This window comes from Solidesulfovibrio fructosivorans JJ], assembly GCF_000179555.1.
Taxonomy (GTDB): Bacteria; Desulfobacterota; Desulfovibrionia; order Desulfovibrionales; family Desulfovibrionaceae; genus Solidesulfovibrio; species Solidesulfovibrio fructosivorans.
Window position 1 is genome coordinate 1 of record NZ_AECZ01000015.1, and the last position, 26,783, is coordinate 26,783.

The 26,783-nt window shown below is 54.8% G+C and carries 23 protein-coding genes and 3 pseudogenes; 3 read left to right on the plus strand and 23 right to left on the minus strand.

Annotation, left to right across the window (positions count from 1 at the left end):
• The 3 genes from DESFRDRAFT_RS21330 to tnpA all read right to left on the minus strand — a co-directional run.
• Positions 1 to 420 (minus strand): IS66 family transposase (locus DESFRDRAFT_RS21330; protein ID WP_005994117.1); only part of this gene is annotated, 420 nt, incomplete at its 3' end.
• A gap of 30 nt (positions 421 to 450) precedes the next feature.
• Positions 451 to 801, minus strand: a complete 351-nt coding sequence (tnpB, locus tag DESFRDRAFT_RS11640) for an IS66 family insertion sequence element accessory protein TnpB (protein ID WP_005994118.1) — start codon at positions 799 to 801, stop codon at positions 451 to 453.
• Entirely contained in the window at positions 801 to 1,151 is a 351-nt protein-coding gene (gene tnpA, locus DESFRDRAFT_RS11645; protein WP_005994120.1) for an IS66 family insertion sequence element accessory protein TnpA, read from the minus strand. Before tnpA ends, tnpB begins: the two co-directional genes overlap by 1 nt.
• Positions 1,152 to 1,204: 53 nt before the next feature.
• Between tnpA and DESFRDRAFT_RS22940 the strand changes: the two are divergent.
• Positions 1,205 to 1,611, plus strand: a pseudogene (locus tag DESFRDRAFT_RS22940) (transposase); the annotation flags it as partial.
• 125 nt (positions 1,612 to 1,736) lie between these two features.
• On the opposite strand, the gene DESFRDRAFT_RS21340 reads toward DESFRDRAFT_RS22940, so the two are convergent.
• The 20 genes and pseudogenes from DESFRDRAFT_RS21340 to DESFRDRAFT_RS11750 all read right to left on the minus strand — a co-directional run bounded on the left by DESFRDRAFT_RS21340 (position 1,737) and on the right by DESFRDRAFT_RS11750 (position 25,593).
• Positions 1,737 to 2,798, minus strand: a complete 1,062-nt coding sequence (locus tag DESFRDRAFT_RS21340; protein ID WP_005994122.1) for a class I SAM-dependent methyltransferase — start codon at positions 2,796 to 2,798, stop codon at positions 1,737 to 1,739.
• 34 nt (positions 2,799 to 2,832) lie between these two features.
• Positions 2,833 to 3,846, minus strand: a complete 1,014-nt coding sequence (locus DESFRDRAFT_RS11655) for a glycosyltransferase family 2 protein (RefSeq protein ID WP_005994123.1) — start codon at positions 3,844 to 3,846, stop codon at positions 2,833 to 2,835.
• A complete protein-coding gene (locus DESFRDRAFT_RS21345) occupies positions 3,821 to 4,777 on the minus strand; it encodes a GDP-mannose 4,6-dehydratase (RefSeq protein WP_005994124.1) in 957 nt (318 codons plus the stop codon). The genes DESFRDRAFT_RS11655 and DESFRDRAFT_RS21345 overlap by 26 nt, the downstream gene beginning before the upstream one ends.
• Before the next feature lies 1 nt (position 4,778).
• Positions 4,779 to 6,236 carry a hypothetical protein gene (locus DESFRDRAFT_RS22545; protein ID WP_005994125.1) on the minus strand — a complete coding sequence of 486 codons (1,458 nt, stop codon included), beginning with the start codon at positions 6,234 to 6,236 and terminating at the stop codon, positions 4,779 to 4,781.
• 54 nt (positions 6,237 to 6,290) lie between these two features.
• Positions 6,291 to 8,459: an acyltransferase family protein gene (locus tag DESFRDRAFT_RS21350; RefSeq protein ID WP_144005022.1), complete on the minus strand. Its 2,169-nt coding sequence runs from the start codon at positions 8,457 to 8,459 to the stop codon at positions 6,291 to 6,293.
• Between the two features lies 1 nt (position 8,460).
• Positions 8,461 to 9,693, minus strand: a complete 1,233-nt coding sequence (locus tag DESFRDRAFT_RS11670) for a class I SAM-dependent methyltransferase (protein WP_005994129.1) — start codon at positions 9,691 to 9,693, stop codon at positions 8,461 to 8,463.
• A gap of 167 nt (positions 9,694 to 9,860) precedes the next feature.
• Positions 9,861 to 10,076 (minus strand): hypothetical protein, encoded by a 216-nt coding sequence (locus DESFRDRAFT_RS11675; protein WP_043794679.1) that lies wholly within the window; start codon positions 10,074 to 10,076, stop codon positions 9,861 to 9,863.
• 419 nt (positions 10,077 to 10,495) lie between these two features.
• A complete protein-coding gene (locus tag DESFRDRAFT_RS11685; protein ID WP_005994133.1) occupies positions 10,496 to 11,734 on the minus strand; it encodes an ABC transporter ATP-binding protein in 1,239 nt (412 codons plus the stop codon).
• Positions 11,735 to 11,743: 9 nt separating this feature from the next.
• Positions 11,744 to 12,577 carry an ABC transporter permease gene (locus tag DESFRDRAFT_RS11690; protein WP_144005023.1) on the minus strand — a complete coding sequence of 278 codons (834 nt, stop codon included), beginning with the start codon at positions 12,575 to 12,577 and terminating at the stop codon, positions 11,744 to 11,746.
• A 153-nt stretch (positions 12,578 to 12,730) separates the two neighbouring features.
• Positions 12,731 to 13,798, minus strand: a pseudogene (locus DESFRDRAFT_RS21355) (IS3 family transposase).
• Positions 13,799 to 14,308: 510 nt separating this feature from the next.
• Positions 14,309 to 15,262, minus strand: coding sequence for an NAD-dependent epimerase/dehydratase family protein (locus tag DESFRDRAFT_RS11700; protein ID WP_081458469.1), 954 nt, complete (start codon positions 15,260 to 15,262; stop codon positions 14,309 to 14,311).
• Positions 15,231 to 16,427 (minus strand): glycosyltransferase, encoded by a 1,197-nt coding sequence (locus DESFRDRAFT_RS11705; RefSeq protein ID WP_005994144.1) that lies wholly within the window; start codon positions 16,425 to 16,427, stop codon positions 15,231 to 15,233. Before DESFRDRAFT_RS11705 ends, DESFRDRAFT_RS11700 begins: the two co-directional genes overlap by 32 nt.
• Positions 16,428 to 16,637: 210 nt before the next feature.
• Positions 16,638 to 17,888, minus strand: coding sequence for a glycosyltransferase (locus DESFRDRAFT_RS21360; RefSeq protein ID WP_005994146.1), 1,251 nt, complete (start codon positions 17,886 to 17,888; stop codon positions 16,638 to 16,640).
• Positions 17,870 to 18,772: a glycosyltransferase gene (locus DESFRDRAFT_RS11715; protein ID WP_005994147.1), complete on the minus strand. Its 903-nt coding sequence runs from the start codon at positions 18,770 to 18,772 to the stop codon at positions 17,870 to 17,872. Before DESFRDRAFT_RS11715 ends, DESFRDRAFT_RS21360 begins: the two co-directional genes overlap by 19 nt.
• On the minus strand, positions 18,766 to 20,385 hold the full coding sequence (locus DESFRDRAFT_RS20790; protein ID WP_005994149.1) for a glycosyltransferase: 1,620 nt from the start codon (positions 20,383 to 20,385) through the stop codon (positions 18,766 to 18,768). The genes DESFRDRAFT_RS11715 and DESFRDRAFT_RS20790 overlap by 7 nt, the downstream gene beginning before the upstream one ends.
• Positions 20,386 to 20,389: 4 nt before the next feature.
• Positions 20,390 to 21,460 (minus strand): non-hydrolyzing UDP-N-acetylglucosamine 2-epimerase, encoded by a 1,071-nt coding sequence (wecB, locus tag DESFRDRAFT_RS11730; protein ID WP_199533120.1) that lies wholly within the window; start codon positions 21,458 to 21,460, stop codon positions 20,390 to 20,392.
• Between the two features lie 5 nt (positions 21,461 to 21,465).
• Complete coding sequence (locus DESFRDRAFT_RS11735) at positions 21,466 to 22,536, minus strand: polysaccharide biosynthesis protein (protein ID WP_005994154.1); 1,071 nt, start codon at positions 22,534 to 22,536, stop codon at positions 21,466 to 21,468.
• On the minus strand, positions 22,529 to 23,422 hold the full coding sequence (locus tag DESFRDRAFT_RS11740) for a dTDP-4-dehydrorhamnose reductase family protein (protein WP_005994156.1): 894 nt from the start codon (positions 23,420 to 23,422) through the stop codon (positions 22,529 to 22,531). Before DESFRDRAFT_RS11740 ends, DESFRDRAFT_RS11735 begins: the two co-directional genes overlap by 8 nt.
• A gap of 10 nt (positions 23,423 to 23,432) precedes the next feature.
• Positions 23,433 to 24,683 carry a glycosyltransferase family 4 protein gene (locus DESFRDRAFT_RS11745; RefSeq protein ID WP_005994159.1) on the minus strand — a complete coding sequence of 417 codons (1,251 nt, stop codon included), beginning with the start codon at positions 24,681 to 24,683 and terminating at the stop codon, positions 23,433 to 23,435.
• Positions 24,676 to 25,593, minus strand: coding sequence for an NAD-dependent epimerase/dehydratase family protein (locus tag DESFRDRAFT_RS11750; protein WP_005994161.1), 918 nt, complete (start codon positions 25,591 to 25,593; stop codon positions 24,676 to 24,678). Before DESFRDRAFT_RS11750 ends, DESFRDRAFT_RS11745 begins: the two co-directional genes overlap by 8 nt.
• Positions 25,594 to 25,924: 331 nt before the next feature.
• Between DESFRDRAFT_RS11750 and DESFRDRAFT_RS23270 the strand changes: the two genes are divergently transcribed.
• Together DESFRDRAFT_RS23270 and DESFRDRAFT_RS22945 are read left to right on the plus strand one after the other, a co-directional pair.
• Positions 25,925 to 25,987 (plus strand): hypothetical protein, encoded by a 63-nt coding sequence (locus DESFRDRAFT_RS23270; protein ID WP_407918616.1) that lies wholly within the window; start codon positions 25,925 to 25,927, stop codon positions 25,985 to 25,987.
• Positions 25,988 to 26,274: 287 nt separating this feature from the next.
• Positions 26,275 to 26,769: pseudogene (locus DESFRDRAFT_RS22945) on the plus strand (integrase core domain-containing protein); the annotation flags it as partial.
• Between the last annotated feature and the right edge of the window lie 14 nt (positions 26,770 to 26,783).

Below are 26,783 nucleotides of genomic sequence, written 5' to 3' on the forward strand. Positions count from 1 at the left end.
TTTGGCCGGCACGATGTCGAGCTTCTCGCTGACTTCCTCGCCGATGCGGACCAGGACCGCGCCGCAAGGGCAAACCTTCTCCGATTCCGGCAGGTCGTGGACGATCTCCACCCGGGGCAGATCGGCGGGAATAGGGCGACGGCCGCGTTTGCCACGGGTACGAATCGGGGCGCAAACCTCCTCGAAGGTCTGCGGCTTGTGCTCCTCCGCAGCCTGCTCGGCCTCATCGAACAGGGAAAGTTGCTGTTCCTGGCCGGTGCGGGGCTTTTTCTCGGACTTCGGGCCGTAGATGATCAGGTTCAGGAGACGAAGGCGCTGCTCCAACTGGGCAATCTGCGCCTGATGATCGGCGATGACGCTTTTGAGGACGGCGGGGTCGTCGGGGAGGAATTGATGTCCACAGCCCGAACAATATACCAATATTATCCAATTTAATCAAATAAATACTGGTCAGAAAACCGTTGAATATTCCAGGTTGGTGTGCCCCTTCACAGTCAGGGGATCCAGGCCGTCGAGCAGCCAGGCAAGCTGTCTTGAGTCGATGGCCAGCACCTCGGCCTCTCGGGTCGGCCAGCAAAACACATGGCACTCCAAACGTTTGTGCCATAGGCAAAAGCCATTACGATCCCAGTAGAGCAGCTTGATGATGGTCCTGCTGCGGTTGCAAAATCCAAACAGATGGCCAGCGAACGGATCGAGTTGCATCTGCCGCGAGACCAGGATGGACAGGCCGTCGATGGATTTGCGCATGTCCGTGGCTCCCAGGGCCAAGTAGACCCGGACGCCATTTGCCGGCAACATCACAGCCGCGCCAGCGTGCGAACAAGTTTCTCAAGCACCGGTGCGGCGAAATCGCCGCGTATCTCGATGCGAAAGGCGTTGGTCACATGCACCAGCATCGGTTCCGGTGCGGTGGCAATGTCTGGTTGAGTCGACGCGGACAGCGGCACGGGGACGATGGTGACGAAAGACGCGGCATCCCTGTTATCCGTTGAGCCTAAACGCTTGCGCCAATAGCTCAGGGAACTCTGGGAAAGGCCATGCTGCCGACAGTATACCCCCTGGCTCAGACCGCTACGCTGACAAGCTGCAACATGCTCCGACCAATACGCCGCCTTCAAGGAACGCACTTCTGTTGCTGGTGCTGCCATGGTCGTCCTCCTGTGGGATAAACCATGGCAGAAAATTCAAGCGACGTAAGAAGGACCTATTTGGACGCTTACTGTTGTCCTGGCGACTGTCCAACACCTTGGACGCTGATTTTTGCGTCGCCGCCTTGGAAGAGGCCATTAATCGTTACGGGGTGCCGAAAATCTTCAACACGGACCAGGGCTCGCAGTTCACCAGCCTGGATTCACCCAGGCGCTCAAGGATGCCGGTGTCGCCATCTCCATGAATGGCAAAGGCCGGTGGATGGACAATGTCTTTATCGAGCGGCTGTGGCGCTCGGTGAAATGGGAGTGCGTCTACCTGCGAGAGTTCGAAACCGGCAGCCAGGCGCTCGGAAACTGGTTTCGTTTCTACAACGAGCAGCGACCGCATACGGCTTTTGACGGTCGCCGTCCCATGGACGTATATCGGGATGGCCACTCGGCTTCAAAGGCGGCATGAGCACTAACCGGACTATAGCTTAACTGCGCCGCCAAACTGTCCAACCAACTCGGACCAGCTCAGTCCTTAAATTGTAGCTTCGCTCCCACAGGACCAATTTCTTTATGCCCCTGGAAATATGGAAGCTAACCCTCTTTGCGGCTTAACACTTTTATGACGCTCCCTTTTTTGAGCATCTTGTCGGCAATTAAGGGAAACAATGAATTTCCTATTTTTGCTATATACCTATTTGCATTGAGTCTTGCCCCAATTCGGTACGCAAGCCGCGTAAAGAAGGAACGGTCCCTTGGAAAGACAGTGGTAAAGCTCGATTCCCCCCAAAGGTATTCACAAATGTCGCGCAAGGTAAAATCTATGGACTCATGTTCGACCAGTTGCACGCTAAACCCCGCTCGCTGTAATGCTACATCGAGAGACCTGGGCGACCAATAGTTCGGGTGCTCAAATCCAAAAACAACCGTATGTCGTGAACCTGAGAATTTATAAATTAACCCCTCAATATTAGGGACCTGGATCAGTAGACTTCCGCCCGGCTTCAAAATTCGAGCAAGCTCGCGTAGAAAATCCACTGGATTGGGAATATGCTCCAGAACGTCACGCATAACGACATAATCGTAGAAACAATCACTTAGCCCAGCTTTTTCCAAGGTCGTATTGAGTAGCGTTGCCGAATTGCCAAAGCGCTTGGTCAAGCTGGCAAAGTTATCAGAGCTGAGTTCAAGCCCTGTGACTGAACACCCAAGAAGAGATGCTTCATGCAAAAGAGTTCCTTCGCCACCGGGTCCTACTTCCAAAAATTGCTTTCCTACCAAGGAATTCCTATCTCCCAGTATACCGAGAAGATACCTGTTTTCCAGCCTGTCGCGTTCTATAGCACCAGAAGAACCGTGAAATTTCGTCTCATTGTATATGTTTATCCATTCAGACTCATAAAAAGCGTATGTCGCGGCATCAGTCAAACGAGGGTTAAGGAAAACCATGCCGCAAGTACTGCATTGATCGAACAGAAACCCATCTTTTTTCATAAAAAGGCATAGGCCTCTTCCATTACAAGCTGGACATGCCTGTAACTTGCAGGCGAACTCGTCCCTTAAATATCCAGTGTTCGTGTCAAAAAAAAGTGCATGTGCATTTTCCAACGCGGTATGCAGGCGTGTTTTATACGAAATATAATCAAATTCAGGCATAACAATTCTTCTCCCACATCATCAAAAAACGTTTTTAACCACGACTAAGACTAAACAGCGCCCGGTCTATTAACACTTGCAAAGAGCGTAAGATCTCCCTGGCGATTTTGCGAAGGCTAATTTTTCCTGGGCGGAGGCTTTCAACAACGTGTTCAGAAGGGAGATGAGGCAGCCATGCCGGATTTATCTCTTTCACCCACTGCAAAAATGCGCTGTAGTCCATTCCTTCTTTATAGAGAAGCTTTGGCAGGTAAAAATCACGCACATCTCTGGCGAGCAACTCTGTAGGGGCCAAATACTTGATATACCCTTTGATTTGCATTATGTTAGTTCGCACATCTTCTTCTGGAGAGACCTCTACATCATATGAGAAGTTCGTTATTTTGCGAGCTCTTGGGCTGTTTTTGTATACATTTTGGTGATAATGGAACAAGTTATCGACAAATCCCCAGGCAAACCCCTTTTTTTGTAAAAGTGTCCGGATGATGATATCTTCATTTCTGTACAGAAAGTCGTCATCAATCTCATGCAGCATTGCATCAAAGGCTTTCTTGCGCCCCATTTGTGTGCCGCCAAACCCGAAGCCTCTGGGATTTCCTGCGAACTTGTTGGGATACTCGACGAGGTAGACCATCTGCTGCTCACACTCAAACCAATCGTATTGGCCACAGTGGGCGCTCATGCCGTCAAACCATCCCGCAGGGATATACACATCGGAATGAAGATAGAGAAACCAGTCTGTTTCCACCTGCTCTACCAATTTGCGGATCGAGTACCCTAACGTTTTGTATTCCTTGTGGTCAAAGATGCTGACTCTCGGGAACTTTGCTGCCACATCCAAAGAGTTGTCGATACAACCTCCGTCACCAAGCAAAAGGCGGTTTACTGGGATCTCTCGATAGATGGAAATAAGGTTTTTGCGCCAGAGTTCGTTTGAATGTACTATGGGTATAATAACATCAACTGCCCCTGCAGAATCAGAAAGAAAACGATCGACATAAGGTTCTTCGCTATACAGCCGCTTAAAAATCGAGTGAGCTTCCTGCATATTTCATTTCCTTTTGCATCATCTCCATGACCATTTGCTCGAACGTGGTTGACGGCATCCAGCCCAGTTCGTTTCGTATTGCAGAAATATCTCCCCGCAAAGGCACTTTCTTCCGGCGCATCAGTGTGGCGTCCTCCCACACGTGATCACGCCAGTTAAGGCCGAGGAGCGAGAAGGAATTCTCAATCCAGTCCTGTACCGTATGAAGTTCACCCGTTGCGATGACGTAATCTTTTGGAGCAGTGCTTTGCAGCATCTTTTCAAAAGCCCGCACATAATCAGGTGCGAAACCCCAATCTGTCGCCGCAGCTAGACTGCCAACCACCAGCTCTTTTGCTCTACCCTGTTTTATGGCAACAGCGGTTCGTACGACTTTTTTGGAGACAAAATCTGGCGAGCGCAAGTGAGATTCATGATTGAATAAAATACCCGAACACGCAAATAAACCATGCCGTTCTCTATACCAGGCGACTACGTCAATTCCCATATTTTTAGTGATACCGTAGGCACATGCAGGAACACGCAGAGATTGTTCGTTGGCCACGCCCTCCTGCGTCTCTCCGAACACCAGTGACGAAGCCGCATAGAACAGACGGGCTTGTGAGCAATATTGCAGCACCGCTTCAAGAACATGCATCAGCCCTACTACATGTGTTTCTAAACATGCTGCAAACTCTGATCCTCTCTGTACCGTTGTTGACTGAGAAGAATGGTGGTGCGCAGCGAGATAGTAAATATAATCAATATGATGATGGGAGAAAAAGTGATCAATCGAAAATCGATCCGTAATATCGAGTAATGCCGCTCCAGTCTGTGATCCACTTTTGGTTTGACGGTAACTACCTATCACCTCAACATTATTTTTCTGTAGATATCTTGAAAGAAGCGTACCATCCTGTCCAGAAGCACCGATAATCAATGCTTTGAACATATTAATTCTCCTTGCACAAGGCGTCAAACAATTGCAACACACGTTTGTGCGCCAAACCATCAAGGGTCGCCCAACGGGGGGCCTCTTTACGTTGGGCTTCAGCAATGTTGCATCTATATGCTGAATCATTTGTCAGACGGGCTAAGCTATCTTCAAATGCGTTCCTGGACTGCACGGTGATCACCCCATCAAGCCCAATGTAATCGTCATAGTCAAGCCCGTAGACGTCGTAGTTGAGAACCGGAATTCCGCTCATTATGGCCCAGCGAATCGTGGACGAAATCGAAGCGACATAGAGTGAACAAAGGGGGACGACTTCAAACGTGTTCCCTTTAAAAATCTTGAGGGATTCATTTTCATACTGTTTATATACATCCGGCGACACACTAGGGTGCACGCAAACAAGAACATTCCATCCTGTAAGCCGCTTCATAACCTGAAACCAGGCGGAAATAAGTTCAGCATAGGTTTCATGCGCAACGCAGGCGTTAGGCGGCAGCATGTAATGAGTGTCGGGTGGTAACGCGGTCACAAGCAAAGGCTTTTCTTCTGGTAGGGCATACTTGTGGAGCAGTTCCTGTAAAAGCTGAGGCCTACGCTTAATCCTGTCATGCAGTATATCATGCGTGGGAGAGCCGACTAGCTGCAATGCTGAAGGTTCAAGCCCGGCATGAACATAATAATCTCTCATCGCCTCGCCTTCCATAAGCACAGCATCGGCAAAGCCGCTGTTGAGCACCCATGGCTTGGGCGGCGCCAGACGCAGCCATTTCATGAGCAGAGCTTCACTTGCGGGTAGCCTTGTCAAAGGCACTCCATCAATCGTATACTTCCATTCTGGGAACAACCATACCAAGCAACGATTGGCGAAATAGTCCAAACTGTGCGCGGGAATATGCCGCAGGACCCGTGCCGGCTCCTGCCCTTTACACAAACAATGGGTCAGCACCATGACGGGGACTCCTGCTTTCTTGCACTCATCGATTACGGCGCTTGTGTCGTGCCCGACTATATCTCCCCCTAGCAGCACCACATCAGGCTCAAGCATGGCTAAAAAGCATTTTGTCACGCATTTTCTAAGGCGCAATGCTCGCCACTTAGGAAGCGGGTTGGCCACTCTGCCAGAACTTGGGAGAAAAGAGCATATGCGGGCATACAACTGCCGCATCTTATTTTGTACGCTGCAAGCCAGAGTCCTGAAACATTTAGCAGCGCTTGACTGAGAGGATACATTTTCCTGCCTCACGGGAATCGGCAGGATACGCGCCCCGTAAGTGTCGTAAACATCAATCCCCAAATCATGGCAGATAGCTATTTGCGGCAGAACATACTGTTCCGGGACAGCAAACTGCACAACAGGCGTCCAGCCCCCACTTTTGATGCAAAGCTGAATGTACGGCAACTGATCAGCAAAAAAAGTCGCCATGTGACTTACAACAAGTAATTTACGTTTTTTCATGTTAGTCTCAGCAGCTTTTCGCCCAATAAAAGGATAATATAGCTAAAAATATCTTCATTCTTTGCTGCCCGAAACATCTTCAATGTATCCTCTGTCTTTTAGTTGTAGCAGGTAGGGCATAAGAAGCTTCTCAGCCTGCAAATGGCTGCCAACAAGAGAAAGGTGGTCGCTATCCCTGTACAATGGCAATCCATCAGGAGTAAAAGAGAGACATTCGCCTTGTGGACAAAAAAAATCAAGAGAATTGATAACCGTTGCCCCTTTTATGCTGTCAAGAATAGCCAGGTATTTTCTTTGCCTGGTGACAACTTCCTCTTTTGTGAGGCGTGGCACAGTTCTGGCCTTACTGAAAGGCCTGGATATACATTGGCGTAAATTAACTGGCAATTCTGGATTCTCGGACACAATATAAACCAGTTTTCCTTCTTTTTTGAAAAAATTCACGGTGTCTTGTAGGGCTTCGGCAAAACCCTTGGCAGGTATAATAATAGGATGAATATACGTAGGGGCAGACGGCTCAAACCCTGTAAAGTATATGGGGCCACGAGTAAAAATAAACACTGCAACAATATCTTTCTTTGCAACAATACTCTCAAGCATCTTCCGCGTACGCTGCTCTGTGTCGCGTTGTGTTGACTTTAAAGCATATTTCCAGAGGCCCAAAAGTGGCGTTATGATCGTCGGTTTTTGTCTGTCTACCCATATAGTGCTCGCGACTAAAAAGGTGTTGAACCCTAATCCTGCATTTACCTTGGCCATTCCTCGGTACGCTACAGGAGCATGACTGTCGCCAATCACTGCTATTGTCGTTTTTCCCCCGACATCTGTGTAACCATAATAAGAGTATCTATCATGTGGTATATCTGGCGCATATCGCAATGCCTTATCATCATGCACAGCAGAAGCAGTGCCATTCATGGTTTCAATGGCCGCAGCGAATGCTTTCATGTGTGCCCTCTCCGGCAGGCCTGAGTAATGCCATATAAACAGACCGACACCACCGGCACATACCATCAAGGTAATCAAGCACCACACTTTCGCTTTTCGTGCTGAATTACCAAAACGAATTGGCTTTTCAATCAACCAGTATGTCAGGACGGCTAAGCAAAGAGAAACACACACTAACCCCAGACGCAACAGCCACATATCGGACTCAAGCTTACCGTTGATAACAAAAGCAAGCGAAATAAGTGGCCAATGCCACAAGTAAAATGGATACGAAACTAACCCGATGCCAACAACAAAACGGTTGGACAGCAAGGCGTTGTTGATCCACTGCTGTCGGCCCGCCTTAATCAACAAAATCGTGCCGACCGTTGGCAAAAGAGCTTTCCAACTTGGCCATGCTTGGTTGCCCTTGCTATAAAAAAGCGTCATTCCTCCTAAACAAATCGCGCCGAGCGAAGCGCTCAGCGCACTTGGCAGCCAATTAGTGACCCCACATTGTATTTTTCCGGGCAATGCTTTCCTGCACCAAGCGTTGAGCATACTTTGAAACGGTACCCCATGCCCCCCCCCCTCTCGGACAAAAATCCTCAACAGTGCACCAGAAAAAAGCTCCCATACTCGAGCTAACGGTGAGTAAAAATCCGCTATAGTATCCGTACGATGTAAATATATATTATCCGCAAAAGATAATAAACATAACGCCGCGATGACGAAGCCCACCCGTAACTTACCTTTTACACAGAGAAAAAGCAGCAGAGGAAAGACAATATAAAACTGTTCCTCTATGCCGAGGCTCCAAAGATGTAGCAGGGGTTTTGACTTGGCAGCCACGTCAAAATACCCACTCTCGTGCCAGAGGAAAAAATTGGAAAGAAAGGAGGATCCACCGAAAACATGTTTGCCAAGAGCGCTATATTCATCAGGTAGAAGAAACGCCCAGCCCAAAATCAAAACCGTTGTCAGCACAGCGAGAAGCGCGGGGAAAATACGGAGGATACGGCGACAATAAAAATCCCAAAAGCTGAACTTCTCGGCCTCTAGACTATTTAGAATAATGCCGCTTATCAAGTATCCAGAAATAACAAAAAAAACATCCACGCCAATAAAGCCACCCGGGAAAAGAGTGGGAAATGCATGATAACCGACAACCGCCAGCACCGCGAATGCGCGAAGTCCATCAATATCCGGACGGTAGGCTAATGGAGAGACAGCATCGAGTGCCTTTATTCGTCCCATAAAAGACCTTTCAGCATCATCTTCATAGAAAATCAGCAACTCACCCGATCAAAGAAAACTCAGGCAAAGGGAAAAACATTTTTCCACCTTGATGCAGGAAATCCTTTTCCCGCGCTATTAGGTTGTCCTTAAAGTGCCACGGTAGCACAAGAAACACATCAGGGTTGCTTGCTTTGGCTTCGGCCTCGGAAACAATAGGAATATGACTACCCGGTGTATAACACCCGAATTTGTTTTCGTTCACCTCCGCAATGCAGGGGATATCTTTTTCAGTCAGCCCGCAGTACTGGAGTATCACATTCCCTTTGGTGGACGCTCCATACCCAAAAACAACCTTTCCCTCTGAGCGCAACACCTGTAGTCGCCGGATCAAATTGTCTTTGTGGCGACGTGTGTTTTCCGAAAAAGTGATATACGGGGTGAGTGTGTGCAAACCGAGCGCTTCTTCCTGGTTAAGAATGATCTGTACCAGCTCTGAGGCCTCGGGTTGTGGGGACCCCGCCAAGGCTGCGGTCACAGCAAAGCTGCCTCCATTGACATCATTAAACGTGACATCAAGGATCTTCAACCCCGCTTTGTCTGTCATGAATTTAATCTGCTCCAAGGCGTAATATTCCAAATGCTCATGGCATACCGTGTCGTACGCATTGGCCTTGAGCATAGCTGGCATGTAACTTTGCTCAAAATGCCAAATACCATCCGGTGCCAGCAGCGAAGCCACTTGGTGCATAAATTCTTGCGGATCTTCTAGATCGTAAAACATGGCAATAGAGGTGATAATTCGGGCTTTTTTCTTGCCAAAATGTTTTTTAAACTGATCCGCAGAGAAAAAGTCAAGGATCAGTTCAATATTAGGCTTGTAATATTTCTGAAACTTCAAAGCCGAAGGGTCAAAACCAACCCGCTGAACATGCTCGGGATAAAAGCCCAACGTTGTTCCATCGTTACTGCCGATATCAACAACGATATCATCATCACGTAGTGACACAAAGCAAGATAAAGAAGCCACCTTCTCACGCAAATGCGTAACCATCGACTGGTTCAGGCCAGATCTGTATCCGTAGTGATCGCCATACAATTGGCCCATATCATACGAATGTTGTAATTGAACTAACTGACATGAGTCGCACAGACAAAGCGCAAGCGGCCCCGTGGGAACGTAGTCCGTTGTATTTTTTGGGAAAACACCTGTAAGTGCAAGTTCGCCAAGGTTCAGTATGCCTTTCAGGCCTGTCGAGCCGCAAAGGCGACAACAAGATATTTCCGTGTACATTTTCTACCTTTTCTTTATATCCATTCACAGGGTCTGAACGGCCTAACCAGAAAATTGAGCTGACGCCGGACGATATCCGCCGAATATGCTGTTATCGTCGTCATGGCTTCCTCCCATCCGGGGGAGATCCCCCTCAGCGAAGAGGTCCCGGCCGCCCTGGCCCTGCTTCATGCATATAGGTCCTCAGGGAGCGACTCGACCAACAGGAAGTCCGGATCAAACAGCTTGGAACGCGCAATACCGAGCTTGTGGCTCGGAACCAGCAGTTGGAAACGCAAACTCAAGGCCAACTCCTCCAACCCCAACCGCCCGCCTTCGTCCGACAGTCCGTTCAAGCCGAGACCGCCCAAGGCCATGCCGATCTGGCAACGCTCACTTTCCAAGCCTGGAGCCGTACTACGCCCACCAAGTCATAGAGCTGCCCGAGGTCCAGATAGCGGTCACCCACTTCCACCTGCTGCGCGAGCGCTGTCCCAGTTGCGGCACGATAAACAAGGCATGCGTCCCCGACGAGCTCCGCACCGGCTTCGGCCCCAGGTTCTCAGTCATGGTCGAGGAGATGGCCGGCATGCACAGGGACTCACGCCGCATCACCCAGGACTTTTGATCCCCCGTCCTCGTCGAGGCCATCTCGCGGTCATTTCAGGGGGCCGCGTCGGACCTATTCTGGATCTGACCTACCCCGTAAACGCGTACTTTTCTTATTACTGAGAGTAATAATTCTTCTCAGAACTATCCTGCAGCCCCCTAGCCTGACGCGGGTTCTTGATATGTCTGACTAAAGACATGTTGAAAAGTTACGTTATATTCGTGTTTGCGACCATCGACAATCCGGCCTGACGCAGCCAGACAGCGCGCCGCCGAAGCCGTATCGGTCATTGCTTTCAAAAATTCGCTCGGTAACCACAAACGCAAGAGGAGCCACAACAACAAAGTGCACGATTCGGCCTGTGCCTCCAAAAGACTGTAGAAGAAAATCAACGGAAAATTGGCCGACGTTCAATAATTTCCCAGGAATGATGCACTCTGCTACGAAACGGCCTTGCTCACTGCGAGTGAGGCCCGGCATAGATGAAATGAAAACCGTTTCACCACTGGAGGTTATAAGGTCAATGCGCGGAACAATAGGCCCATCCACGAACTGCATGACCTCATATTCCATGTGCAAATGAATTGACTCTTCTCTGTCAAAGGATATGGCTGAAGCCCCATTTTTAGTCGACAATCGAATGGAAAGAGGTTTTGCGGTCGCATCTCCCAAGCCGTCCGCATCCGTAAAGTCCGCACGACTCTGATCGCCAAAGCCCCCTCGGTAGCGCAGCACAGCCTCGCTCATATTGCCATTGAACACACACTTCCCAGAATCCATCAGCAGCCCACGCTGGCACAGGGTTGTCATCATATTCATATTATGGCTCACAAACAGCACGCTACGGCCCTGTTCTGTACTTACTTCTTCCATCTTGCCAAGGCATTTTTTTTGAAAATCCATATCGCCAACTGCCAGAACCTCGTCCACAATCAAAATATCCGGTTCGAGATGGGCAGCCACAGCAAAACCCAGGCGAACGTACATGCCAGATGAATAGCGTTTAACCGGTACATCCAGAAATTCTTCCACCCCAGAAAAATCGACGATTTCATCAAATTTGCGCACAATCTCCTTTCTGCTCATACCCAGGACGCCACCGTTGAGAAAGATATTTTCACGCCCGGTCAGTTCCGGGTGAAAGCCTGTGCCCACTTCCAATAGACTGGCCACACGGCCGCGGAGGGTGATCCTCCCTGTGGTGGGCACGGAGATACGTGAGAGAAGTTTGAGCAGCGTTGATTTACCGGCACCGTTTCGGCCGATAATGCCCAAGCGCTCCCCCGGTATGACATCAAAAGACACATCGTTTAAGGCCCAAAAATCTTCCCAATTCATCTTGGGTCCGCGCCGAAACAGGCTGGGTGGCTCGGGGTTTAGCCTGCTGCTCCTGGCACCCTTCATAATGCGGAAGCGTTTTCCCAGGTTTTCTACTGAAATAATTGGCTTCACGGCACGCTCCTACATAACATCCACAAAAGTACGTTCCATGCGCCGGAATACCAGCACGCCCACCCACAACATTGCGACCGTCCAAAGGCAGCTAAAAAGCACCGCTTGAGTAGGAAAAGCCGGGGTGCTGAGCATGGCCCAACGAAAGCCGTCTACTACCCCGACAATTGGGTTGAAATCATAGAGCATGCGCCATTTTTCCGGCACCAGAGAGCTGGAGTACATCACAGGGGAAAGGTATATGCCAAAACCAATGGCGACCGAGGCAGCATGCGCCACATCGCGGTAATGCAAGGTCAACGCAGCTAGTATAATACCCGGCCCAAGGGCCAGAAGTCCCGCCAACAAAATGAAGCCCAACGCGGCCGGACACTGTGCGGGCGGCACAATTCCAAACCAAGCCAGAACACACAAAAAAATCAGCAGTAACACCAGAAAGTCCACCAGAGCGACCGCAATGGTGCTTAATGGGATAATTAGACGTGGTATATACACCTTGCCTATTAGATTACCGTTAGTCAGTAAGCTGCTGCTGACGCTGGTCAAACATTGGGAAAAAAAGTTCCAGACCAGAGTGCCTGAAAAAATCAGAACGGAATAGGGAACCTCAGGTTCACTGGGCAGTTTCGCCACATTGCCCAGCAAGACGGTGAACGCGCCAATGCTGAGTAGTGGTCGAAAAATGGCCCAGAGTAAACCCATAGCTGTCTGCTTGTAGCGTACAGAAAGGTCCCGCCGACACAGCATCCAAAGCAGCTCTCTGTATTGCCACAGGTCTTTCCAATACTGCGCGTCCAAGCGATTCGCTTCAATAACCAAGGTATAGCCGTCTTGTTTCGTCATCATTTTTATCCACTAAACAACCACCAGCTAAAGCTGGTGGGTTTAAATCAGCGGACTGGAAGTCCAGCTATTGACCGGCAGGCTTCGCAGCCTGTTGCTCAATATCAAATCTGGAGTTCACCCGATTTTGTGGAGACATTTCGAGTTGAACTCTCAGAAAGCGAGAGCATGCATCATTTCGTAAGCCAAAGGCGACATGTAGTCGAGAGCAGAATGTCGTCGATGGGTGTTGTACCAGCCTTTGATGAAATCAAACACGGCCAGTCTGGCTTCCTGTCTTGAGCGAAACGAGTTTTACCAGAGCAGTTCGCACTCAAGCGATGCAAAGAAACTTTCACACATGGCATTGTCAAAGCAATCTCCGACAGTTCCCATAGATTGACGTATGTTCAATGTACGGCAACGGCTCCCGAAAGGATTACGTTGTTTCACCGGCATGGTGAGAGCCGCAAGCACCAAGTCCGTTCTCATATATGGCTGGCCATGGCCAAGCCAACAACTCTGCGGCTGAAAACATTCAGAACCACCGCTAGGAAAAGGAAACCTTCCCACGTCGGGACATAGGTGATGTCAGCCACCCAAAGTCGGTTCGGAGCCGGTGCGGCAAATTCCCGTTTTACCAAGTCCGGAGCTGGGCGAGCTTTTTCCTGACGCACAGTCGTACGAATCCAACGCCGCCGACTCGCTCCTTGAAGTCCTTGCGAACGCATGAGGCAGGCCACGCGTTTCTGACTCACTGCAAAGCCTTGGTCCGACAGCTCGGCATGGACTCGTGGCGCGCCGTATGTGCGCCGGGATGAACAATGAATCTTGCGGATCAACACGGTGAGCTCCACGCATAGCAGCCGCTGGGGGAGACACCCAAAACGCGGCACAACGTGGAAACGCTATACGTGTCCTGATTTGCCATCACGAACCTGAACGCTTCCGCGTAGTCGAGTCGGCCTCCTTGGCGAACCAGGCCGCGGCTTTTGACAAAATCTCACGCTCTTCGCGCAGCTGCTTGTTTTCGCGGCGCAATCTTCGAAGCTCGTCCCATTCCTGGGAGTTCAGTTCATCATGGCGGAGACCATCGTCGCGATCTGCTTGCTGCACCCAGTTGCGGATCGTCTGACCGGAGGGCTCGAATTCCTTGGCCAGATCCTCAGGGCTGCGCCCCGAGCGAACCAGATCGATCATCCGGCTACGGAATTCCGGGGGATACGGGGGACGTATCGACATCGTGGACCTCTCCTTCCAAAGGATTATCTGTCCACGAAATCGGGTCAACTCCACGGTCAAAAATTTTTCCGAGTACATATTCCGAGTAGATTCCGATGACAAGCTGGAATGTCCCTGCGCTTCGCCTGCTCTTTTTTTCAACCACGCCTATTCCGGCCCTATTCGCCCCGCCAGGACGTTTTCTTCCTATTTTGCAACCTCACCCTGAAACGCCCCTGGCTGGCATTTTCGCGGGTTCTGGTCAACGCCTTGGCTTCCCGATGGCATCGCGCTCGGCGCTGACGTAGCCGGCCGGGCGACGGTAGTAACCCTGGCTGGTCAGGGGCCGAGTGCGCCAGTCCCGGATGCCTTTCCTCTCGGAAGGTAACTTGCCCTCCTTGAGGTACTTCCCCCTCCCTGGGGACATCCGAGCCCGGTTTCCTTCTTCAAGGATTTGATCACCTTTCTATGATACTGCCACTGTCAGTGAACGGGTTCATCCCACCACGTTAGGTGTTCTCGCGAGAAATCTCAGGCAAATCTTTTTTTGAAGGCCGCAAAAGTGAGACGCAGGCCCTCTTCCAACCCCACCCGCGGCTTCCAACCATAAAGTCTGTTTGCGAGGTCGATATCCAAGTAGTTGGCCGGGACATCAAACGACCGGACCGCCAGACACTCCACCGCCAGAGGCTGACCAGACACCTTGCGAATTAACTCAAGTACTTCGTTTACTGCATACCCTCTCCCTGATCCAACATTGACTGTGACATTCCCCGGCCCCCCCCCCAGGCAGCGTAGGAAAAAATCCGTTAAATCATCGATATAGAGGTAGTCGCGGATCACCGAACCGTCGCCAAAAACGGTGATTGCCTCTTGGCGGAGAGTCTTGAGCATCGCCACAGCAATTATTCCCTGCTGGCGAAACGGGGATTGGCCCGGTCCATAAATATTAGAAGGTCTACAGATTACATAATCGAGACCGTGTTTAAAACCGAAGTAGCGGATGGCGTTTTCGATGACATACTTGGTTAAGCCGTAGGAGGAAATGGGCGCGGGTACGGCGTTCTCGAGAATGGGCAGGGTCTGAGGGATACCATAGACCGTCCCGCCCGAGGAGCAGTAAAGAAGCCTTTCTACACCGCCAGCCGCGCACAATGTCAGGATGTTGAAGGCTGCGTCGAGGTTGGCGGAAAGAGTGGCCAGAGGATCGTCCTCGGCGGTCTGTGGTAAGGTGGCGTCGGCGAAGTGGGCCACCAACTTTGCTCCAGCCAAGGCTTGGCGCAAACGATTCCGATCGCTGATGTCGCCGGTGAGGTACTCCACTCCGAGCACGGGGTGTTCAGGCTGACCTCCTCTGGAATAGACACGCACCTGACAGCCTCGGCAGAGCAGCGGTTCAAGTAGGCTAGAACCGAGAAACCCCGTGCCTCCAAGCACCAAGATACATTTCCCCTCAATTGTCACGTATCGGCCTTTTCCCCTCATCAATCAACTGATCGTAAATTGCCTCCAACGCCTTCTCTTGATGCCGGATGTTTAAGCATTGCTCGGCATGCTCGCGGCCCCGACGCCCCAGTCGCTCGCGCAGGTTCCTATCGGCGATCATTCGGGAAAGCGCCTCGGCCAGAGCCGTCACATCGTATTCGGGCACAAGCAGGCCACTTACCTCGTTGTGAATTATGGAGGGGATGCCGGAGTGGAAGGTAGAAAGCACTGGCAAACCCGAGGCCATGGCCTCTACGATAGCTCCAGGAATACCTTCCTTTTCGTTGGCCCGGCTGGTGACACTGGGGTGGACGAAAATGTCCGCTTCTTGGTAGGCCGACGCCATTTCCGGTGAACCGTATAGTATCGCCCCTGTGAAGTCCGTGTGCTTGGCTAGTCCGGCCTCGTCCACGTATCGGACGAGTTTTGCGTGGAGGGGACCATCGCCCACGAGGCGCAGGGTAAAGTCGGTCACGCCCTGAGAAAGAAGTTTCCGCAAGGCGCGAAGCAGTATGAGGTGTCCCTTCTGAGGCACGAAGGAGGCTAGGATGAGCAGGCGCACGGGGCCGGTCGGTTCGGGGTATTCCCTGGCCGGAAAGGCGAATCGCCCGATATCCGTACCGAAATAATGAACCACAATCTTTTCTCTTGGGCACCCTAGAGACACCAGATCATCCTGCATCTGCTGACTCATGGCCAGAATACGGGTCGCCGGGCCAAAGACGTTTTGTCTGAGGAACCGCCCGCCATAGCCGCAATACATGCGCGGAAAAGAGGAGCAGTCGTAGCCGTAAAAGGAGACAACTGAGGGGAGGTCAGCCCCGCGCATGACTGAGGCGTACATGCCGGCATCCGAGCCATAATGGAAGTGTAAGACGGTGGCGTTCTGCTCGCCGAGAAAGCGGACAATACGACTCGTATCCCGACCGGATAGGCAATAGGCTAACTTGAAAAGCGCCTTTTCGACCAAGGTGGCACCCTGGCTCAAGTCCAATACAGGGAGGCCCTCAGCCGTGTCGAGGGCGGCGTAACCGCCGTCGTTTTGCCGAGAGAACTGTTTGTATACTACGGCAGGGGCATAGCGAACATGGTATTGGATCTGGTTACGGATGAACGATGCCCGTAGTTGGGTGGATTTTCGGACAAAATGGACAACACTTTTCATGATGGTCTGCTTACCGATAAAATGTTAACAGGACTAGCAGGCGTAGACAACCGGTCATGATTGAGGCCTGGACCAAAGACTCTTTCCGTCATGGGTTGCCCCGCAGACTTCATACGGGAAGTCTGCGGGGAAATTCCCTTCCATAGATACAATTTGGATAGTGCCAATAAATATGTTCCTAAGGCCATATTGTCGGGCGTGATACGACAGTCAAGTGTGCAAGAAATTTTTTTTGCCTTTGCGTCGTCTGCCCAAAACACTTTCATAAACCAGCATAACCGCTTCGGCGTGGCGGTCAAAATCGTATCGGGAAACAGCAAGTTCGTGGGCGCGCCCGCCCACCCGGCGACGCAACGCGGGATCGTCGGCCAGGGTCCGCACCGCCGCCGCCAGGGCCGCGCTGTCACCCTGGGCCACGGCGATGCCGCCGCCTTCATCGGCAAAACACGTCTCCGGCAAGGGCGTACCGTCGAACACGACGCAGGGCACGCCGCACGAGGCCGCCTCGGCGGCCATCATGCCAAAAGTTTCGGCCGTGGAGGGCATCAGGAAAATGTCCGAGGCGCGGTAGAAATCGACCATGCGCTCGGGCGTGGTGATATCTCCCAGTTCCGTAACGGGAAACCGTCCCAGAAGCGTATCGACGCAGCCAGTTTCGCCGCAGGTCAGGATGTGTATATCGTTGCGGTCGCCAAGACTGGACAGAGCCTCCAGAATGGAAGGCAGACCCTTAAACACTGAGATGGCTTCTCGGAAAGCGATTACGGTCCTGTCCTGTGGAATTCCAAGTCGTTGCCGAGACAGCATCCTATTCCCCGGGCTAAACATAGCGGTGTCAAGCCCCGGAGGCACGAGATGCGTCCTGTGGCTGCGTGTCAGGGGTGATCGGGACACCCGATCGCGAAGCCAAGTAGATAAGACGATGATGTCGAAGTCCGAACGTTCGTAGACGCGCTGCTTGATCCGGTACATGCGGGCCGCACCCTGCCCGGCCATGACAAAAGGGGTAGTCAGGTCCGGGCATCGCGGACAGCCTTCCAGCCATCCGGTGCAAGCGAAGGGATGCACGCAACGCCCGGTCAACGGCCACATGTCGTGGAAACTCCAAACCGTTGGCTTAAGGTGCGTCAGCAGGGGAAGGAAGAGGATGTTGAAATAAGGGATATGGATCAGTTGGTAATGTACGATATCCGCCAGCCGATACTGTGTTGACGCCACAAGCCGGAGGGGGGTGGCGTGCAACACGGACTCCAGGGAGCAGCAGCGCTCGATGAAGTAGCTGAACTTAAAGAAAAGACGCGCCGCGAAGTTGGAAAGTGGCCAGGAGGTGTCCGAGACATCGGTTTTTATCCACACGGCCTGGGAGGTCGTGTGGCCTTGGGCGGCAAAGGCCCGGGCGAGGTCGAAACCATTGAAGCTCCGTCCTAGCGCATCTGTGTAGCTTACCTGGAGAATATGCATTTTTTGACGCGCGACAGCAGCCGTAAGAGATAGAACCAGCAAAACAGCATCGGACTGTAAGAAAAAGACTGCTTGATATGCTCGCGAAAAGCCTGCCTGTCGTTGCCCGTGTAGTCCAGGGCGATAAAATGCCACTTCCCCAAAATGCGGTGGCGTCTTTTCCTGACGACCTCCGGCGTGCCGGGCTGATCGGTGTAAACATAGCCCAGACGTGCGATTTCCCGGGCCATATCCGCACCCTGGCAGGTATTGGATGCGGATGCGCCATGCTCGCGATGGGTGGCGAGAAATTTCGGAATATGTATGATCTTCCCAGAGGCCGCTAAGCGAAAGGAGTAATCGAGGTCGCCGGTATACTTAATGGTTGTATCCCGAAGTCCAATTTTTTTGATTGCTGTTCGTCGTATGAACATGCCAGGCCCTATGGTAACGTTGGCATCTTCCAGCATGTTTTGCAGTGTATAGTCAGGCAGCCTCATACGCCTTAAAACCCGGCTTTGGGCGTCGATGGAAACCCAGTCTGGATAGGTCATGCTGGCTTCAGGATTGGCCACAAGACTGGCGACCGCAAGGCTCACGGCTTGGTCACTGTATAAGGGATCGTCGGAATTAACGACGCAAACGATATCTCCAGAAGCCAGGGCAAATCCCTTGTTAACGGTTTTCGTCTCCCCCATGTTGTCGTGACGGAGATAGCGAACAGAATTCCCATACTGTTCAACCAGTTCGGCTGTGTCGTCTGATGAACCGTCGTCAAGGATTAGGTACTCGATGTTCGGATAATCCTGTCCAAGAACGCTTTCAATCGTTTCCGGAAGAAACGCCCGTCGGTTGTAGGTCGGCGTTAGGATGGTTACGATGGGGCATTTTGGATCCGCTAACATAAGTCAGCAAGCCTCCACAGTCCCAGAGATTTATCCGCGTATGCCCCATCGCCCTCGGTGCATTCTTCGATGATCAGCCGCAGCGGCTTTGGTAGACTGAACGGTGGTTTTTCCAAGTTCAGCACACGCCAACAGCCACAAAGCTCTTCATTGGACGCCCGGGAAGTGAAGGTGGTAGCCAGCAGATAGGTTGCTCCGCTACGCTTGAAGTTAGCCAGGGCCTTTTTGACGTCGGCGTTCGTCAGGTGTACGAGGCAGTCGCGGCATAGGATCAGGTCCACCGTGGGCAGCGGGTCGCTGACGAGGTTCAGATGGTCGAAGACGTGCAGGGAATCGCCGTAGGCTGTCCGGTTCGCCTCGATCAGCTCGGGAACGATATCGATGCCGACGTAGCGGATCTGGCCCAGGTCGATGTGTTGCAACCAGTGGAAGTCGCCGCACGGCGCGTCGAGCAGACTCTTGATGCCAAACTCCCAGAAAAGTTTCGGCAGGTCCTGGCGTAATTTCGCGGTCTGCATCAGACTGGAGCCCTCCCCGGACCGGGACTCCTCCCCGCCGAAGATGTTTTTCTGGTAAATCCGGGAAAAATGCTCCTGCAAGGGGTAACGATTGCTTAGGGTTTTGGCATAGGTCAAAATTTGACGAATTTTTTGCTTGAATCTCCAAGCCGAAGACGGCAGCAAGTATATTGCTATGGCCTGAACAAGGGCACCAAGTCCCTTCACGGAGGTGTGGCCTACGGCAGGCAGCCTGCGGGAGAGGGGCAAGCCTTGTGTGGCGACCATAGATTGACGTACTGCATCCCAAAAATAGCCGTACAGGCCGACGCGGGCCAGGGGCGACAAAAGTCCGAGATAGGCCACCCTCAACCCCCCAGAGCCAAAGGTCGTGCGCATCCAGTCTTGTGTTAGCAAGCGGTAGTTGTTGTTAAAAAAGCAGCGCACCTCGTCCTTATGGCAGGAGAGAGTGCGACTTCCCTGGCCGACGTGTTGCCGGGCGTGAGCCAGGACTTCGGCCAGGTGCACGAAGGGTACGAGCATGGCCATGCGCACCCAGAGGTCGTAATCCTGGGTGGTGCGCAGGTGCAGGGGGAAGGTCCCCACCTTTGAAAAGGCGCTTTTGGGCACGAGCAGGGTGCAACCATGCAAATTTTGCTCAATGTAGAGGTAATAGGGCATGGCCGCCGACGGCCTGTGCGGCAGGCGGACAGTATGAAAGAGGCTGCCTTTGGCGTCCATGAGGGTATAGTCCCCGTAGACAACCACTTCGCGGTCTTCGCGGGCGTCCAAAAAGGCTACCTGCTTTTCGATCTTGTCACAGGGATAGGTGTCGTCGTGGCTAAGCCACGAAAAGTATTCGCCGGTCATTGCTGCGATGCCGGCGTTGAGCGCCGTGGCCACGCCGCCATTGATCTTGGAGAGATAGCGGATACGGGCCCCGTAGGAGAGCGCGATGGCCTCGGTCGCCCCGCCGTCGCTGGAGCCGTCGTTGACTACGATGACTTCAATATTCGGATAGGTCTGGGCCAGTGCCGAGTCTATGGCGTAGTGCAAGTACTCGGAACCGTTGTAGACCGGTATGACGATGGAGACCTTGGGCGCAAATGCGGGCATGAAATCAACTCCAGTGGGAAAAGAGCAGCTTGGCCACCGTGCGGCTGACTGCCGGAGCAAGGTATTCCGCAGGCGTGACCCAGGGACCGTCGTGTTCGAGTACTAAGCGCAGGGCGCGTAGCAGATCCTCGGGTTCACAGCCAGTGAGGATGTTGCTGCCGGCCTCCATGGTTTCCGGGCGTTCGGTGACGTCGCGCAGGGTCACGGTGGGGATGCCGAAAATGCAGCCTTCTTCTTGCACGGTGCCACTGTCGGAGAGCACGGCCCGAGCATTCTTCTCCAGGTGCACGAAGTCAAAAAATCCCGGCGGCTCTAAGGCAACGACGCCCTTATCCAAGGCGCGGCCAGAAGCCTGAAGGCGGCTGCGGGTGCGCGGGTGCAGGCTTAGGAGTACGGGCAGGCTGTACTGGCTGTGGATGGCGATCAGGCCCTCAAGAAAGCTGTCCAGCCGGTCGGGCAGATCCACGTTTTCTGCTCGGTGCAGGGTCACCAAGAAATAGCCACCCGGCGTAGCCCCAAGTCGCGTCAACACGTCGCTCGACTCGATCTGTGGGGCGTAGTGCGTGAGCACCTCATGGATAGGGTTGCCGGTGACGTAGACCCGGTTGGCGGCGAATCCCTCGCGCAGCAGGTGGTCGCGGCTGTTGACCGTGTAGGGCATGAGCACGTCGCTAGAATGGTCAATGATGCGACGGTTGACTTCCTCGGGCACTCGGGGGTCGAAACAGCGGTTGCCGGCTTCCATGTGGAAGACCGGAATGCCCCGGCGCTTGGCCGCGATGGTGGACAGTGCGCTGTTGGTGTCGCCGAGTACCAGAAAGCGCTCAGGCTTGTGGCGTTCGAGCAGGGCGTCGACCTCGGCCAGGATGACGCCGACCTGCGCCATGGCCGATGAGCCCTGACACTCGAAGCGATGGTCCGGCGCGCGCACACCGAGCTGGTCAAAGAAGATGTCGCACAGGTTGGGATCGAAGTTTTGGCCGGTGAAGACCAGGATGTGATCGCACAACGCGTCGAGCAGGGGAATTACCTGGGACAGCCGGATGATCTCCGGCCGCGTCCCGAGTACGGTCATGACCTTCATCGCAAAAGCTCACCGTCGGCCCCAAAGGATTCCACTTGCTCGACGAGAAGGCCGTGTTTTTCCAGTAGAGCACGGGTAGCAGCCAAATCCATGAGGTCGTCGTTGGACAAGTAAGCGCGGCCACGCGGCGCAGCGTCCTCGGGCACCACGAGTTCGGGCAGCATGGGCTTAATGGCGTAGAAGTCGCCCCGGTCGTAGGAGCGAAGGCCCTCTTCCTCGGAGATCATCATCTCGTGGATTTTTTCCCCAGGCCGTATGCCGATGACCTTGATGGGCGTGTCCCGGTCCCCGATTAGGGCTTTGGCGATGTTGACCACGGTGGCGGCGGGTATCTTGGGGATAAATGTCTCGCCGGGCTGGGCCTGAGCCACGGCCGTGGCGATGGTGAAGACCGCATGCTCCAGGGGGAGCAGGAAGCGGGTCATATCCTCGGTGGTGATGGTCACCGCGCCGCCGCTACGGATTTGGTGGTGGAAAAGCGGGATTACTGAGCCGCGCGAGGCGAGAACGTTGCCGTAGCGCACGCAGATGTATCGGGTCTTGGGACTGTCCAGGTTGGCGGCGATGAACACCCGCTCCTGCAAGGCCTTGGTCATACCCATGGCGTTTATGGGCTTGCAGGCCTTGTCCGTGGTGACGCCGACGACGGTGGTCACCGGGAAGTCGTGCTCGCGGATGGCCCGGGCCACGTTGTGAGCACCCATGATATTGGTGAGGGTGGCTTCGGTGGGGAAGTATTCGCAGGTGGGCACCTGCTTGAGGGCGGCGGCATTGATCACGATGTCCACGTCGCGCAGACAGGAGACCACCGAGCCGTAATCGCGCACGTCGCCGATGCGAAATTCTAGCAACTTCTTGAAGTTGTCGTAGATGATCTCATCGGTTGGGTTTTGCAGGTCCTGGTACTCCACTCGCATGTAATGCTGCTTGGCTTCGTCGCGGGACAGGATGCGGATCTTTCTCGGGCAGCCGCTGCGGCCTTCGAGCAAGTGACGCACCAGGACTTTGCCGAGGGAACCCGTGCCACCGGTGATCAAGAGTGATTTGTTTTCGAAAACGTTATGCATTGTTGTTATCTCCCGAGAGAAATGCCTGGCGGTCTCGGTGCATGGCCGACACCAGTTCGGGCCAGGACGGCGCCGAGTAGCCCGTGGCTTGATAAAATTTCGCACCCGACAGCGTCTTGTCCTCGACCATCCGCTCGTCGCGGCGGATGTCGACATCCTTTCCGTAGGTCGCTGCCACGAGGCGCAGCAACTCGTACTTGGAAATCGGAGTGGATGCCACCTGAAAAAGCCCAGTCAACTGCGGCCGGGGCAGGACGTACTCGGCCACAACCCGGGCCAATTCGCTGGTCGGTAACCCGGAATAGAGGACGTTGGCGTAGCCCGAGACCGCCTCGCGGCAGCCCAGGAACCACTCCAGCAGGCTTTGGCGGTTGCGCAGTTCGTGGCCGATGATGGACGTGCGCAGCGTCAGCCCCGGGGCTTCGCGCACCTCGCCCAGGTATTTGCTAAGGCCGTAGACGTCCCGTGCCGTGGGTGGGTCCTCCTCGACGTAAGGGCTCCCCTTGTGCCCATCGAAAACGCAGTCGGTGCTGATGTGGATGAGGCGCGCGCCCCGGGCGCGGCACAGTTCGAGGAGTTGGTGGGGCAGGCGGGCATTGACCTCGATGCAGGGCAGGGGCTGGCGGCCCTCGGGGAGCTGGCGGATGAGGCCCACGGCATTGATGACGACATCGGCCCGGACCGCGTCCATGGTTGCGGCCACGGTTTCGATATCGCGGGCTTCAAGTCCACCGCGCAGGCGGGCCAGGAAGGCTTCCGGAGCCTGGCCTCGCAAGCGCTCGGGATTCCGGGCCGCTCCGGTCACGTCGAGCCCGGGACGACGCGACAGTGCGAAGGTGAGCGCATGGCCGAGCATGCCGGTGGCGCCGAGGACGAGAATGCGCATGGGATACTCTTTACGGGTTGCGTCGCAGGGCCGCGACGTCATGATACAGGGCAAGAACGCGTTGCCTGACCGCACCATACTCGAGCCGCTGTCGCACAAGCTCGCGGTTGTAGACGGCCGCCGCCGTGACCAGGGCGTCGTCCTCCATGGCCCGCGACAAGGCGTCCTTGATGGCCTGCGGATCGTCCGCCGGAATAAGAAATCCGTTTTCCCCGGGCCTGATCCATTCGGCCACGGAAGGCAAGTCCGAGTAGATGGGAAAAGCGCCCAGGCCGAAGGCCTCACACAGGGAGCTCGGCAAGCCGTCGTTGACCGTCACAGCCATGAAGATGCGCGCCTGAGCGTACAGGGCCAGGACTTTCTCGTACGATAATCGGCCAGGGGCGCGGATGTCCATGCCTCCCGCGGCCAGGGCTTTCGCTCGCGGGCGGATGGAGGGCGAGGCCTGGAGCACGACCACCCGCCAACCTTTCAAGCGATCCCCAAGGCTCTCTAGGGCGTCCAGGGCGAAGCGGGCGCGACCGACGGGATCGCCGCCCTTCTCGAGGGGGAGCGTATTGTCGCGCCCCTTGACGAGGATCAGGCGGCGGGCTGCCGCAGGGGCCTGCGGCAAGGAGAGCTCCGATTCGGTCATTCCGCCGAACATGGGCAGTTTGCCCCAGAAAAGGCCTCGAAATCCGAATTCGCGGGCCAAGTCGCGATCGCGGTCGCATTCGGTGACCAGAACGTCCACATGAGGCAGGGTGTCCTGAATGCCTTGCGCCTGGTCTTTCCTGAACCGGGGAAAAAAATCCAAGTCCGTGCCCCAGGAGCTGTAGATCCAGGGGGGACGCCTGGAGGCGGGCAGGCGCGAAAGCGCCTTGCGCACAGGGAGCAGGTGATTTTGCCAATTGACGTTGAGTCCGTGGGAATGGACGAGCCGGGGCCGCAGGAACAGCAGCAGCAGGCTCAGCCAAAGCGTGGAGCGGCCGCTGGGGACGAGGCCCAGAAGGCGCAACGCCCTGTAGAGAAAACCGCGCGGTGTCCACCACGGACGTCGGCCCCAGCCGCCGAACATGCCCAGGGCGTGGTCCGGCGCGTCGGCAGGAATCCTGGGCAGGTACAAAACGCAATCTTCGTACCCCGCAAGGGAGGCGGGTGGCGCCGCACCGGTGTGCACCAGGCGGACGTCCAGGTCCGCATCGCGCAGCTGATTGCACCAGCGCCGGAAGTGGGGGCTGCCCAACTCGCCGGCCAACACGAGGCACAGCCCCCTAGCCACGGTCCGACCACCTGCCAAGGCAGGCCGCGAGGGCGGCGGAGAAGTCGAAGGGCAGCGGCCGGCCGAGCAGCATGCTCAGACGGTCGGTGCGGGCCACCAGACGCCCCGGGTCGCCCGGAATCGGTCGGCCGGCCGCCTCCACCGGAATGTCCGGGCCGACATGCCTAGCCACGAGTCGGGCCAGGGCATCAATGCGGGTGCCCGCCCCTGAGGCCAGGTTGACGAGGCGCAAGCCCCCGTTGGGTAGGTCGGCCAGGCGCAGCACGCCAAGGGCTAGCGTTTCCACGGACAAGTAGTCCCGGACTTCGCTTCCGGAGCCGCGCAACAGGATGCGGCCCTCGTTCCGGGCTTGGTTGTAGATCTCCCAAACGAGCAGGCGTCGCTGGCGCGGCCCGAATACAGAAAAAAGGCGCAGGACGGTGGCCGGTATGCCGTGCAACGCGGCATACTGGCGGGCCAACAGCTCGCATTGCCACTTGTGGAAGCCATAGGGGGAAATGGGGGCGGGAGTGTCGTCCTCGGCGAAGTCCCCTGCGCCTTCGCCGTAGACGGCGGCGCTGGAGGGATAGAAGACATGGGGGCGGGCCCCGGTCAAACGCAGGGCTTCCAGCACGCCCTGGAAGAGCAGCACCGAGGCAGCGAAGTCCCGTCCGGGCTCGCGAAGGGATTGTCCCACGCCGGCTGAGCCGGCCCCTTGGAACAGGACCTGCGGCGCAAACGCGTCGAGGACGCCGCCGAGGCTGTCCGGCGTGTAATCCGTTTCGCGGACCGGGAAGGGGTAGGCTTCGGCCCGGCGGTCGCGCCCGGCCAAGTCGAGGCCGAGCACCTCCCAACCATCGGTCGCGAACGCCTCGCCCACGGCCTGACCAATGAAGCCCCGGGCGCCGATGAGAAGAAGTTTCAAAGCCATAATGTGTTATAAGTCCGAAGATACATGAAACAGCGCCGACCTTCAAGGCCGGCGTACAAGCGGAGCGTTCGACCCGTCCGGCCTGTCTCGGATGGATGCAGCGGGGTTGCCGGCGATGACGGAGCCGGCCAGAAAACTCCTAGTGTAGCGTTCCTCAAATAGATATGTATAATGTTGCGCCAGGAGGAGTGAGACGGGAGCCCCAACCAAGCGACTTGAATTGACGCCTGAGGACTTGGCAACCCTGCGCTTGTGGGAAGCATCGGGTAAAACCGGACAACGCCTTGCCGTCAGAGCACGGGTTGTCCTGGCCGCAGCCGAAGGACTGCCTTTGAAGGCTATCGCCGAGAAAACAGGCCTTGGCTACAATAGCTGCCTCAAATGGCGCAAATGATTTCAGGCGGTTGGCCTTGACGGTCTCGTAGACGCTCCCGGACGCGGGCGTCGTGAAAGCATATCTCAGGAGCAACGACTGGAGGTGATGGCCCTTGCCTGCACGACTCCGGTAGATGGCTCTTACGCCTGGAAGCGTTAGAAAGCTCGCCGAGGCAACGGGTTTCGGTGTTGGGACGATCCACCGCATCCCGAACGCTGGCGACCTGAAGCCCCATAACGTCCGGCATTGGTGCGGCAAGAGCCCTGACCCCGAATTCACGGAGAAACAGGCCACCATTATTGGGCTTCCCTGTGAAGCGGGTGGCAGAGGCGTTCGACGTGGCCCGTTCGCAGCTGTCCGGACAACTGGCGCCGGCCCAAAGAACCGTCCGTCCCGTTATTCCAAGGCCCAGGATGAAGTCCTGCTGCCTTTGATCCGCGAGATCGTCGACGGGCGGGTGACCTACGGCTATCGCCGAGTGTGCGCCCTGCTCAAAGCGATTCGGGACAAGCCGTGCACCGCACCGGGTCGAAAGGCTGACCGACAACGGTTCCTGCTTCGCAGCCAAGGAGACTGTGGAATTTGCGTCCTGGCTGGGCCTAGTTAGCCGGTTCACCCCAGTCAGAAACCCGGAGAGCCTCGGCATAGCCGAGGCGTTCGTCAAGACCTTCAAACGCGATTACGTGTATGTCCATGACCGCCCGGACGCGCAGACCGCCCTCAGCAAATTGGCAGCCTGGTTCGAGGACTACAACGAGGTGCCCCACACAAAGGGGCTGCGGATGCTCTCACCCAGGTAGTTTATCCGCTTGTC

Coding starts and splice junctions, on each gene's coding strand:
- DESFRDRAFT_RS11655 (WP_005994123.1), bottom strand. CDS start 3,846: ATGCAGGAAGCTCACTCGATTTTTAAGCGGCTGTATAGCGAAGAACCT.
- DESFRDRAFT_RS11715 (WP_005994147.1), bottom strand. CDS start 18,772: ATGTTAGCGGATCCAAAATGCCCCATCGTAACCATCCTAACGCCGACC.
- DESFRDRAFT_RS11670 (WP_005994129.1), bottom strand. CDS start 9,693: ATGTACACGGAAATATCTTGTTGTCGCCTTTGCGGCTCGACAGGCCTG.
- DESFRDRAFT_RS22545 (WP_005994125.1), bottom strand. CDS start 6,236: ATGAAAAAACGTAAATTACTTGTTGTAAGTCACATGGCGACTTTTTTT.
- DESFRDRAFT_RS20790 (WP_005994149.1), bottom strand. CDS start 20,385: ATGCCCGCATTTGCGCCCAAGGTCTCCATCGTCATACCGGTCTACAAC.
- DESFRDRAFT_RS11700 (WP_081458469.1), bottom strand. CDS start 15,262: ATGAGGGGAAAAGGCCGATACGTGACAATTGAGGGGAAATGTATCTTG.
- DESFRDRAFT_RS11690 (WP_144005023.1), bottom strand. CDS start 12,577: ATGACGAAACAAGACGGCTATACCTTGGTTATTGAAGCGAATCGCTTG.
- DESFRDRAFT_RS21340 (WP_005994122.1), bottom strand. CDS start 2,798: ATGCCTGAATTTGATTATATTTCGTATAAAACACGCCTGCATACCGCG.
- DESFRDRAFT_RS11705 (WP_005994144.1), bottom strand. CDS start 16,427: ATGAAAAGTGTTGTCCATTTTGTCCGAAAATCCACCCAACTACGGGCA.
- DESFRDRAFT_RS11750 (WP_005994161.1), bottom strand. CDS start 25,593: ATGGCTTTGAAACTTCTTCTCATCGGCGCCCGGGGCTTCATTGGTCAG.
- tnpA (WP_005994120.1), bottom strand. CDS start 1,151: ATGGCAGCACCAGCAACAGAAGTGCGTTCCTTGAAGGCGGCGTATTGG.
- DESFRDRAFT_RS11735 (WP_005994154.1), bottom strand. CDS start 22,536: ATGCATAACGTTTTCGAAAACAAATCACTCTTGATCACCGGTGGCACG.
- DESFRDRAFT_RS21360 (WP_005994146.1), bottom strand. CDS start 17,888: ATGCATATTCTCCAGGTAAGCTACACAGATGCGCTAGGACGGAGCTTC.
- DESFRDRAFT_RS21345 (WP_005994124.1), bottom strand. CDS start 4,777: ATGTTCAAAGCATTGATTATCGGTGCTTCTGGACAGGATGGTACGCTT.
- wecB (WP_199533120.1), bottom strand. CDS start 21,460: ATGACCGTACTCGGGACGCGGCCGGAGATCATCCGGCTGTCCCAGGTA.
- tnpB (WP_005994118.1), bottom strand. CDS start 801: ATGTTGCCGGCAAATGGCGTCCGGGTCTACTTGGCCCTGGGAGCCACG.
- DESFRDRAFT_RS11740 (WP_005994156.1), bottom strand. CDS start 23,422: ATGCGCATTCTCGTCCTCGGCGCCACCGGCATGCTCGGCCATGCGCTC.